The sequence below is a fragment of the Micromonospora phytophila genome, from assembly GCF_023656545.1.
Taxonomy (GTDB): domain Bacteria; phylum Actinomycetota; class Actinomycetes; order Mycobacteriales; family Micromonosporaceae; genus Micromonospora; species Micromonospora phytophila.
Window position 1 is genome coordinate 1 of the sequence record NZ_JAMOKF010000193.1, and the last position, 10,680, is coordinate 10,680.

Annotated in this window: 9 protein-coding genes; 4 read left to right on the top strand and 5 right to left on the bottom strand. The window is 73.5% G+C overall.

From position 1 onward, the window contains the following. Positions 1 to 876 (top strand): hypothetical protein (locus NCC78_RS20670; RefSeq protein WP_250796377.1); only part of this gene is annotated, 876 nt, incomplete at its 5' end. 128 nt (positions 877 to 1,004) lie between these two features. On the opposite strand, the gene NCC78_RS20675 is transcribed toward NCC78_RS20670, so the two are convergent. Next, entirely contained in the window at positions 1,005 to 1,703 is a 699-nt protein-coding gene (locus NCC78_RS20675; protein ID WP_250796379.1) for a lysophospholipid acyltransferase family protein, read from the bottom strand. A 358-nt stretch (positions 1,704 to 2,061) separates the two neighbouring features. On the opposite strand from NCC78_RS20675, the gene NCC78_RS20680 reads away from it, so the two are divergent. After that, complete coding sequence (locus tag NCC78_RS20680; protein ID WP_250796381.1) at positions 2,062 to 2,502, top strand: carboxymuconolactone decarboxylase family protein; 441 nt, start codon at positions 2,062 to 2,064, stop codon at positions 2,500 to 2,502. A gap of 73 nt (positions 2,503 to 2,575) precedes the next feature. On the opposite strand, the gene ndk is transcribed toward NCC78_RS20680, so the two are convergent. Continuing rightward, entirely contained in the window at positions 2,576 to 3,001 is a 426-nt protein-coding gene (ndk, locus tag NCC78_RS20685) for a nucleoside-diphosphate kinase (RefSeq protein WP_250796382.1), read from the bottom strand. A gap of 143 nt (positions 3,002 to 3,144) precedes the next feature. On the opposite strand from ndk, the gene NCC78_RS20690 reads away from it, so the two are divergent. Further along, positions 3,145 to 4,674, top strand: a complete 1,530-nt coding sequence (locus NCC78_RS20690; RefSeq protein ID WP_250796383.1) for a VOC family protein — start codon at positions 3,145 to 3,147, stop codon at positions 4,672 to 4,674. A gap of 181 nt (positions 4,675 to 4,855) precedes the next feature. Here NCC78_RS20690 and NCC78_RS20695 read toward each other — a convergent pair whose 3' ends face one another. The 3 genes from NCC78_RS20695 to NCC78_RS20705 all read right to left on the bottom strand — a co-directional run bounded on the left by NCC78_RS20695 (position 4,856) and on the right by NCC78_RS20705 (position 9,440). Beyond that, positions 4,856 to 5,362 (bottom strand): DUF4233 domain-containing protein, encoded by a 507-nt coding sequence (locus NCC78_RS20695; protein WP_372495167.1) that lies wholly within the window; start codon positions 5,360 to 5,362, stop codon positions 4,856 to 4,858. A gap of 128 nt (positions 5,363 to 5,490) precedes the next feature. Then, positions 5,491 to 6,825 carry a bifunctional folylpolyglutamate synthase/dihydrofolate synthase gene (locus NCC78_RS20700; protein ID WP_250796385.1) on the bottom strand — a complete coding sequence of 445 codons (1,335 nt, stop codon included), beginning with the start codon at positions 6,823 to 6,825 and terminating at the stop codon, positions 5,491 to 5,493. Further along, complete coding sequence (locus NCC78_RS20705; protein WP_250796387.1) at positions 6,822 to 9,440, bottom strand: valine--tRNA ligase; 2,619 nt, start codon at positions 9,438 to 9,440, stop codon at positions 6,822 to 6,824. Before NCC78_RS20705 ends, NCC78_RS20700 begins: the two co-directional genes overlap by 4 nt. A 69-nt stretch (positions 9,441 to 9,509) precedes the next feature. On the opposite strand from NCC78_RS20705, the gene NCC78_RS20710 reads away from it, so the two are divergent. Then, positions 9,510 to 10,193 (top strand): hypothetical protein, encoded by a 684-nt coding sequence (locus NCC78_RS20710; RefSeq protein ID WP_250796389.1) that lies wholly within the window; start codon positions 9,510 to 9,512, stop codon positions 10,191 to 10,193. Positions 10,194 to 10,680 lie beyond the last annotated feature (487 nt).

Consider the following 10,680-nt stretch of genomic DNA (forward strand, 5'->3'; position numbering starts at 1 on the left):
CCGCCGACGCTGCCCTACCCCGCCCCACCACCGACCCGGCCGTACTCCGGGCCGCCCGCGCCACCGGTCGCGTCGCACCCGGCTCCGCCGGTGGCTTACCCCGCCCCGCCGCCGGTCGCGTACCCGGTCTCGCCGCCGCCGGTCTCCCGGCCCCCGGCCCCCGGCTACCCCGCGGCGCCCCCGCAGCCGCCGGTCCCGCACGCGCCCGTCCCGACGCGCCCGACGGCTCCCCCACCGGCGAAGCAGCGCCGGGCGAAGACCCCGCCGGCCGCGCCGCCGCCCGGCTTCCAGGGCCCCAAGGGGTACGTCCCGGTGGCCGTCCGCAAGCGGCGGCGCTGGCCGTGGGTGCTGCTGCTCACGCTGGTCTGCTGCTGCGGCTGCCCGGCGTACTACGGCGCGCCGATGGCCGAGCAGTACCCGGCGAGTGCCACGCTGCCGGCCGAGGTGTCGGACCTGCGGCTGCGCGAGGACAGCCGCAGCGAGCAGACCGCCCGGGAACTGGAGGCCGAGGTACGCAAGGCGCACTGGCTGGCCGAGGACACCTTCGCCGGCGTCTACACGACGGGTACCGGCAAGCGGGTGACGGTCTTCGGCGGCACCGGCTTCCGGTTCGCCCCGGAGAGCGACGCGAAGAACGAGATCACCCGGCTCACCGAGCAGTACCAGCTCGGCGAGGCGCAGGTGGTCGACACCGGCGTACGCGGCCGGCACGAGCGCTGCGCGGTGGGCCGCTCCGACGGCTCCGACGTGGTGGTCTGCACCTCGGTCGACCACGGCAGCATCGCCACCGCGGTCTTCACCCGGCTCTCACTGGACGACAGCGCCGTCCTGCTCGGCACCCTGCGGGAGCAGATCGTCACCACCCCGGCGAAGTGAGCTGACCCTTCGGGCGCCCGCGTCCCCTTCGGGCGCCCGCGTCGCCGCGTCCACGGGCGCGATCTCCGCGACGTCGACGAGGTCATCGCCCAGCAGAAGCGGCGCGGCGACGCCGCCCCACTGACGGCTCAGACGGCGCCGGGCTCGCCGGCGATCGGCGGGTGGGCGCGCGGGGGCGCGTAGCGGGGGACGTACTCCTGGCCGGTGAGCTTCTGGATCTCGGCCATCAGCTCGTCGGTCATGGCGCGCAGCGAGGTGCGGTCGTCCGGCCGGCCGGTGAAGTCCAGGGGCTTGCCGAACCGGACGGTGATCTTCGCCCGGCCGGGTCGCGGCACTCGGGCGCCGATCGGCTGGGCCTGGTCCGTGCCGATCATGCCGACCGGGATGATCGGCACGCCGGCGGACACCGCCAGCCGGGCCGCGCCGGTCCGTCCCCGGTAGAGCCGCCCGTCCGGGGAGCGGGTCCCCTCCGGGTAGACGACCACGAGGTCGCCGCCCTTGAGCGCCGGGATGGCCGCGTCGAACGCGGACAGCGCCGCCCGCCCGCCGGCCCGCTCGACCGGGATCGCGCCGAGGCCGGTGAGCACGAACCTGGAGAACGCCCCCTTCGCGCCGGTGCCGGTGAAGTACTCGGACTTGGCCCAGAAGGCGAGGTGCCGGGGCACCACCGTGCCGAGGAAGAGCTCGTCGGCCACCGAGAGATGGTTACCGGCGAAGATCGCGCCACCGGTCTCCGGGACGTGCTCCAACCCCTCCACGGTCGGGCGGAACGCCAACCGCAGCGCGGGCGCCACGGTGAGCTTGCCGATGGTGTAGAGCAGCGGCACTGGTCCTCCGGCGAATCGTGTGCGAACAGGCGGTGTCACGGTAGCGGACGGGCTCACCCGCTCCCTACCCGGTGGCGGGCCATCCGGCAGGTGAGCGGTCGTGTCCGGGTGGGGCGGGCCCGAGGGTGGCGGCCCGACGGGACACCGGACCTCCATCGTCCCTCAGCACCTCATACCCGGCGGACGGCGACCGTCACCCGGTCGCCGGCACCGACCTCTTCGGAGCCGAGCGCCCGGGGCAGCACGGTCGGCACCCGCCGCCCAGCGACCCATGACCGGCATCACACGGCGATGTGGTCACGCTCCGCCCCCGCCGCGCCGTCTTGTCGGTGTCGCAATACCGACCAGGGAGGTTGTCATGCAGCGGATCAACGCGGCCGAGGTGGCGCCGGAGGCCTACCACGCCGTGCTGGGCCTGGAGAAGTACGTCCGGGCCAACGTGGAGCACACCGTGCTGGAACTGGTGAAGCTCCGCGCGTCGATGATGAACGGCTGCGCGTTCTGCGTCGACATGCACAGCCGGGACGCGCTCGCCGCCGGGGAGTCGAGCCGCCGGCTCTTCGCCGTCGCCGCCTGGCGGGAGGCGCCGTTCTTCGACGAGCGGGAGCGGACCGCGCTGGCGCTCACCGAAGCGGTCACCCGGCTCGGCGAGCACGGGGTGCCCGACGACGTCTGGGACGCGGCCGCGGCGGTCTGGTCGGAGAAGGAACTGGCCGACCTGGTCATGGCAATCGCGACGATCAACGTGTGGAACCGGATCGCCGTGACCTGCCGGACCGAACTCCCGCCGGACGCGTGACGCGCGCCGACGCGGCGCGGGCGGCCGGTGCGCGCGACGCGCACCGGCCGGGCCCGTCGGCGCGTCGTGCGGGTCAGCCCAGCTCGGGAAACCAGAGAGCGATCTCGCGCTTGGCGCTGTCCGGCGAGTCGGAGGCGTGCACGAGGTTCTCCCGGTTGGACAGCGAGAGGTCACCGCGGATGGTGCCGGCCGCCGCCTTGCGCCCGTCGGTCGAGCCCACCAGTCCACGCACCACGTCGATGACCTGGTCACCGGAGAGCACCAGCGCGACCAGCGCACCCCCGGTCATGAAGTCCTTCAGCGGCGGGTAGAAGGCCTTGTCCACGTGCTCGGCGTAGTGCTCGTCGGCCAGCGCGGCATCCATCGTCCGGGACACCATCGCGTCGATCCGCAGCCCCTTGCGCTCGAAGCGGGAGATGACCTCGCCGACCAGCCCGCGGCGGACCGCGTCGGGCTTGATCAGAACGAGGGTGCGCTCATCCGGGCTGCTGCTGGACACGCTGGGTTCCTCCTGTGCGCGGAAGACGGTGCGGCTGGGTACGGTCAGCCTAGCGACCCGGTCCCGGCGCCGGCGCGGCGGCCGGTCTTTCCCCCGGTGGCCGATCCGGCCTAGCCTGGCCCTTGACCCCCGGGAGGTCCACTGTGGCGAATGGCGGGAACCGCACCATCGCGCCGGTACGCAAGCTGATCGCCGCGGTGCTCGGCACCGTGGCCACCTTCGTGATCCTCTTCGGCCTCGGCATGACCAGCTGGGCGATCGTGGCGCTCGGGGTCGCCCTGCTGGTGCTGGCCATCGCGTTGGCCACCGTACGCGGCGGCGGGCGCACCTGGGTCGTCGGTGTCGGGCACGTGCACAGCGCCTCCGAGCCCCCCACCCAGTACGCCTTCGGCCGTTGCGAGCTGCAACTGGTGATCGACGCCCCCGGGCTGCCGCCCCGGTCCAAGAAGATCATCGAACCACGCGTGCCGGTCGCCAAGTGGCCGTCGCTGGGCCAGACCCTGCCGATCCGGGTGGCGCTGGACGACCAGCGGCACGTCCGGGTGCTCTGGGACGAGGTGCTCACCCACGCCGAGACAACCGCCACGGTCGCCGCCGACCTGCCTCCCGAGTACGCCGGCGCGGAGCCGCTGGACGACGTGCTGCTCCAGCAGGAGGCCCCGCCGTGGGCCGACCGGGCGCCCGACGACGACTTCCGCGACGACTTCCGCGATCCGCCCCGCGATCCGCTCGGTGATCCCCTGGGCGATCCGCTGGGCGATCCGCTGGGCGGGGAGCCGGTCGGGCGGCCCGAGGAGCGGGAGCCGGTCGTGGTGCACCACCGCCCCGGTGGGCCGGTCGTGCTGGAGGGCACCGTCGTCGAGCAGCCCACGACCGGCACCCTGCCGCGCCGCGCCACCCCCACCCCGCGCCCGCCCGCCGAGGAACGGTTCGACCCGCCGGCCCCGGCCGAGGAGCGATTCGACGCCCCGGCACCGCGGGAGGACCGGTTCGACGCCCCGCCCCCGGCCGGCCAGCGGTTCGACCCGCCGGCGCCAAGCCGGGACCGGTTCGACGTGCCCACCCAGGACCGGTTCGACCCGGCGGCGGCGGCCCAGGACCGCATCGACGCACGGGCCGGGGAGCGTCTCGACCCGCCCGCGTCGGTGGAGCCCTTCGACCTGCTCGACCTGCCACTGGACGACCCCGCCCCCGCCGGCACGCGGGCGGGAGGGGTCAGTCCGGAGGACCTGGACGAGGCGATCTTCGGCCCCGAACCGGCGGCCGACGCCGACCCGGAGGCCGCCGACGACGCCGGTGCCCCGATCGCCGGGGTCGGGTTGACCCTGCTGGTCACGGACCTGTCCCGCTCGCTCGGCTTCTACCGGGACCTCGGCTTCACCGAGGTCGACCGGGGCGCCGGCAACGCGGTGCTCGCCTCCGGGGCCACCCGGCTCGTGCTGCGCGAGGTGACCGAGGCGGCGCCGATCAGCCGGCGGCTGGTGCACGTCAACCTCGAGGTCGACGACATCCAGGCCGCGTACGAGCGGCTGCGCGGGTCCGGCGTCCGGTTCACGTACGCCCCTCGCGTGGTCAACCGGGGCACGAAGCTGGAGGTGTGGGCGGCCGCCTTCCGCGACCCGGACGGCCACGGCATCGCCCTCACCCAGTGGCGCGAACGCGCCGACGCCTGACCCCCACGCACCACGCAGCGCGCGCCGCAGCGGGCACGCCGCACAGCGCACCGCGCACGGGCACCGCCACGTCGGAGAGCCCGCTTTCACGGAAAGAGTGGCCATCCCAGGCAGGGAGACCACTCTTTCCGTGAAGTTGTGCCGTCCTCCGCCCGCGCCGGCGGGCGGCGGGCGCGGCCTTTCAGCTCAGGATGACGCGGCGGACGTGCAGGGCGTAGGCCCAGACCAGGGCGAAGATGACGCCCAGCACCAGCAGGGACCAGTGCAGCAGGCCGGCCAGCATCAACAGTCCCTGCAGGACGGTTCCGGCGTGCCAGGCCCAGGGCCGGCGCATCGCGCCGGCCAGCACCACCGCCGCCACGGCCAGGGCCACCACCGCCCCGATCGCGGCGCCCCCCAGGTCCCCGCCGACCACCCGGATCGGCTGGATCGCCAGCAGCAGCACCAGCGCCTCCAGGCTCAGCGTGCCGGCGCCCAGCCCGCGCACCGCCCGCTCCGGGTTCCGCAGCCCGGACCGCCGCAGCTGTCCCGCCGCGCCGCCCACTGGCTGCCCGTCGGACGCTCCACCCACAGGCTCTCCCGCCACGCCGTCCCCCGGCAGCCCACCGGACGCCCCACCCGCAGGTTGCCCCGCCGTGCCGCCCTCGGGCAGCCCACCGGACGCCCCACCCGCAGGCTCTCCCGCCACACCGCCGACCGGTCCGGGGCGCGCGGCGGGGGCGTCGGCCGCGGGCCGCTCCCCCGGAGCCTGGCCCGTGTGCGGCTCCCCCGGCGCGGGCGGGCGCTCGCCGTCCACCCGGTCCCGCTCCGGCCCGGTCATCGCTTCAGCAGCCGGCGGGCGTCGGCCACGGTCACCACCGACCCGGTGATGAGCACCCCGACCCCGCTCAGCTCCCCCGGTACGTCCTCCTCGGCCAGCGCCACCGCCACCTCGATCGCGTCCGGCACCTCCTCGGCCACCTCGACCCGCTCCTCGCCGAAGACCTCGGCGGCCAGCGCGGCGAGTTCCGCGGTGGGCATCGCCCGGGGGGAGCTGTTCCGGGTGAGCACCACCAGGTCGACCACCGGTTCGAGCAGTTCCAGCAGGCTGGCGGCGTCCTTGTCGGCGAGCACGCCGACCACCGCCACCAGCTTGCTGAACGCGAACTCCTCCTGCAGCGCGGTGACCGTCGCGGCCATCCCCTGCGGGTTGTGCGCACCGTCGAGCAGGATCGTCGGCGCGGTCCGGACCTTCTCCAGCCGGCCGGGCGAGGTGGTGGTGGCGAAGCCCTCGCGGACCGCCTCCACGTCCAGCTGCCGCTTCGCCCCCGCGCCGAGGAACGCCTCCACCGCGGCGAGCGCGACCGCCGCGTTCTGCGCCTGGTGGGCGCCGTGCAGCGGTACGAAGATCTCCTCGTAGACACCGCCGAGGCCCTGGAGGGTGAGCACCTGCCCGCCGACGGCCACCGCCCGGCGCATGACCCCGAATTCGGAGCCTTCCCGGGCGACGGTGGCCCCAACCTCGGCGCAGCGCTCCAGGATCGGCCGGGCCGCCTCCTCCTCCTGCGCGGCGGAGATGACCGTCGCGCCGGAGTGGATGATGCCCGCCTTGGCGAGCGCGATGTCCTGGATCGTGTCGCCGAGCCACTCGGTGTGGTCCAGCCCGATCGGGGTCATCACGCAGACGCCGGCCTGGATGACGTTGGTGGCGTCCTCGGCGCCGCCGAGACCCACCTCGACCACCGCAACGTCCACCGGGGCGTCGGCGAAGGTGGCGAAGGCGAGCGCGGTCGTCATGTCGAAGTACGTCAGCGGCTCCGCCGAGCGGTCGTCGACGAGCTGAGCCAGCGGGGTCAACTCCCGGTACGTGGCAGCGAACCGCTCCTCGCTCACCGGCTCACCGTCCAGGCTGATCCGCTCCCGGACGGTCTCCAGATGCGGGCTGGTGTAGCGGCCGGTGTGCAACCCGAACGCCCGCAGCAGCGAGTCGATCATGCGGGCGGTCGAGGTCTTGCCGTTGGTGCCGGTGAGGTGGATGGACGGGTACGCCCGCTGCGGGCTGCCGAGCAGGTCGAGCAGGGATTCGATCTTCTCCAGCTCGAAGGCCATGCGGGTGAACCCGCGCTTGGCGAGTTCGGCTTCGACGGCGGCGAAATCGGTGCGGTCGGTCACGAGGGAAGCGCCTCCAGAGCGGCGTCGATCCGGACGAGGTCGGCCTCGGCGACGGCGAGCCGGTCCCGGATCTTGGCGACCACCGGCTCCGGCGCCTTGCCGACGAAGGCCGGGTTGTCGAGCTTGGCCCGGGCCTGGGCGGCTTCCTTCTCGGCCGCGGCCCGGTCCTTGGTGAGCCGGGCCCGCTCGGCGGCCACGTCGATCGAGCCCCGGGTGTCCAACGCGACGTTGACCGCGCCGGGCATGGCGAGCGTCGCGCTGGCCTGGAAGTCGTCCCCGGCCGGGTCGAGCCGGACCAGCGACCGGATCAGCGGCTCGTGCGCCGAGATTCCGGCGGCGGAGAGCCCGTCGAGCCGGGCGACGACCCGCTGCGTCGGACGCAGCCCCTGGTCGGAGCGGAACCGGCGGATCTCGGTGACCACCCGCTGCACGGTGCCCACCTCGGCCTCGGCGGGGTCGTCGATCAGCGCCGGGTCGGCGGCCGGCCAGGTCGCGTGCATCACCGTCGCGCCGCCGGTGAGCGCGATCCAGAGCTCCTCGGTGACGAACGGGATGACTGGGTGCAGCAGCCGCAGCAGCTGGTCCAGGACGTGACCGAGCACCCGGCGGGTGGCCTCGGCGGCCGGGCCACCCTCGGCGAGCACCGGCTTGGTCAGCTCGACGTACCAGTCGCAGACGTCGTCCCAGGCGAAGTGGTAGAGCAGGTCGCAGACCTTCGCGAACTCGTACCCCTCGAACTGCTCGTCCACCTCGGCGGCGACGTGCTGCAGCCGCGAGAGGATCCACCGGTCGACCGTCGACAGTTCGCCGGCGGCCGGGAGCGGCCCCTCGGTGTGCGCGCCGTTCATCAGGGCGAAGCGGGTGGCGTTCCAGAGCTTGTTGCAGAAGTTGCGGGAGCCCTGGCACCACTCCTCGCTGACCGGCACGTCCTGCCCGGGGTTGGCGCCACGGGCGAGGGTGAACCGGGTGGCGTCGGCGCCGAACCGGTCGATCCAGTCCAGCGGGTCGACGACGTTGCCGAACGACTTGGACATCTTCTTGCCGTGCTCGTCGCGGACCATGCCGTGCAGCGCGACCACGTCGAAGGGCTGCCGGCCGTCCATCGCGTAGAGGCCGAACATCATCATCCGGGCGACCCAGAAGAAGAGGATGTCGTAGCCGGTCACCAGCACGCTGGTCGGGTAGAACTTGGCCAGGTCGGGGGTCTGCTCCGGCCAGCCGAGGGTGGAGAACGGCCACAGCCCGCTGGAGAACCAGGTGTCCAGGACGTCCTCGTCCTGCCGCCAGCCCTCGCCGCTCGGCGGCTGCTCGTCCGGGCCGACGCAGACGATCTCGCCGTCGGGCCCGTACCAGACCGGGATCCGGTGGCCCCACCAGAGCTGGCGGGAGATGCACCAGTCGTGCATGTTGTCGACCCAGGCGAAGTAGCGCTTGGCCAGCTCGGCCGGCTCGACCCGGACCCGGCCGTCGCGGACGGCGTCACCGGCCGCCTTGGCCAGCGGCGCGGTGTTGACGAACCACTGCAGCGACAGCCGGGGCTCGACGGTGGTCTTGCACCGCGAGCAGTGCCCCACCGCGTGCACGTACGGCCGCTTCTCGGCCACGATCAGGCCCTGCTCGCGCAGTGCGGCGACGATCGCCGGGCGGGCCTCGTAGCGGTCCAGGCCCTGGAAGGGCCCGTGCGCGGTGATGATGCCCCGCTCGTCCATGATCGTCAGCGCCGGCAGGTCGTGCCGCTGGCCGATCTCGAAGTCGTTCGGGTCGTGCGCCGGGGTCACCTTGACCATGCCGGTGCCGAAGGCCGGGTCGACGTGCTCGTCGGCGACGATCGGGATCCGCCGGTCGGTCAGCGGCACGGCCACCTCGGTGCCGATCAGGTGCCGGTAACGCTCGTCGTCGGGGTGGACGGCCACCGCGGTGTCGCCGAGCATCGTCTCGGCCCGGGTGGTGGCCACCACCACCTCGTCGCTGTAGCGGATCGAGATCAGCTCACCGTCGTCGTCGGTGTGCTCCACCTCGATGTCCGACAGCGCCGTCAAGCAGCGCGGGCACCAGTTGATGATCCGGTTGGCCCGGTAAATGAGCCCGTCGTCGAAGAGCTTCTTGAACATGGTCTGCACGGCCCGGGAGAGCCCCTCGTCCATGGTGAAGCGCTCGCGGTCCCAGTCGACGCCGTCGCCGAGGCGGCGCATCTGGCCCAGGATCGCACCGCCGGACTCGGCCTTCCACTGCCAGACCCGCTCGACGAACTTCTCGCGGCCCAGGTCGTGGCGGGACAGCCCCTCGGCGGCGAGCTGCCGCTCGACCAGGTTCTGGGTGGCGATGCCGGCGTGGTCCATGCCCGGCAGCCAGAGCGCCTCGTAGCCCTGCATGCGCTTGCGCCGGGTCAGGGCGTCCATCAGCGTGTGCTCGAACGCGTGGCCCATGTGCAGCGAGCCGGTGACGTTCGGCGGCGGGATGACGATGGCGAAGGGGGGCTTGTCGCTCTGCGCCGACGCCCGGAAGTGGCCGCCGGCTACCCACTGCTCGTACCGTCGCTGCTCTACCTCACCCGGCTGGTACTGGCCGGGCAGGGTCGGGGCGTCGGGGCGTCGGGCATCCAGTCTCTCGGTCACCCTGAAAGTCTACGGAGGGCTTCCGCGGACCTGACGTGCGCCACCTGTGGTTCGCGTACGGTGTCGGCTATGTCCGACGCACATCTCACCGAGCGCCCGGTCGTCGACGGCTCGGAGCCGATCGATCTGACCGAGGAGCCCATCCAGCTGAGCAACCGGGACCCGGGGGAGGCCCCCGACCGGCGGGCCGCCCGGTCGCGGCGCCTGCGGTTGGCATGGGCCACGGCGGCGCTCGTCGGGCTCGCCGGGACAGCGGTGTTGGGCACCTTCGGCTGGCGGGTGGCGCAGCAGAAGGACACCGAACTGAGCACGCCGGCGCAGGTGGCGGGGCTGTCCCGGGACGACAGTGATCGGGCCCGCAGCACTGCCGACTACCTGCGCAGCGGGTTCGCCGCCGACATCGAGCTGGACCGGAGCTTCGGCACCGTCTATCGGGACCCGGCCGACGAGCGACGGTCTGTGCTCGTCTTCGGTGGTGCGACCCTGCTCTGGCAGCCGGAACGGGACCTGGACAGCCTGTTCGGTCTGCTGACCGACGAGACCGGCAAGGTCACCGGCCTGCGCGAGGTGCCCGCGGGGCGTCTGGGCGGCGTGATGAAGTGCGGCACGACGAGCGGCGACGGCGGCGACTTCGCCGTCTGCGGCTGGGCCGACCACGGAAGCGTCGTGATGGCCATGTTCCCCGGCCGCTCCGTAGACGACGCCGGCGAACTGTTCCGCAAACTCCGCGACGGGATCCAGACCCGCAACTGACCGTCCCCCGCCCGGCCAGTCCCCCAGCCGTACGCCCAACCCGAAAGCCGACCGCCCCGTTCCGGGACAAACCCAGGTGTTCGCCCTCCGGGCGGCCCCAAAGTAGGCGAGCCGCGGAATGGGGCGGGCGTGGGCCCCGCGGGTGTACGCCCACCGCGCAGCGCTCCTAGCCCGGTGGCATGATCGTGACGCAGAGCCGTGACGCAGGGCCGTAGCGGCACGGGCGTGGCGCAGGGCTGTGGACGTCTTTCGCGGGTCGCCGCGCCGGCGTGCGCCCCCTCCGGGTCCGTGTCGCCCGGTTCAAGCCCCCAGATGTGGGGCGCTTCAAAGCCCGGGGAAGTGGTGCGTTCAAGCCCGGGGAGTGGTGCGGTTGCAGCCCGTCGGAATTGGGCTGTAAACGCATTCAGGGCCACCCCGAAGGGTGGCCCTGAATGGAATGGTTGTCCGGCGGCGTCCTACTCTCCCACACCCTCCCGAGTGCAGTACC

Bases quoted from the DNA above. Each gene is read 5' to 3' on its own strand.
- NCC78_RS20710 (WP_250796389.1), top strand. From the start codon at position 9,510: ATGTCCGACGCACATCTCACCGAGCGCCCGGTCGTCGACGGCTCGGAG.
- NCC78_RS20680 (WP_250796381.1), top strand. From the start codon at position 2,062: ATGCAGCGGATCAACGCGGCCGAGGTGGCGCCGGAGGCCTACCACGCC.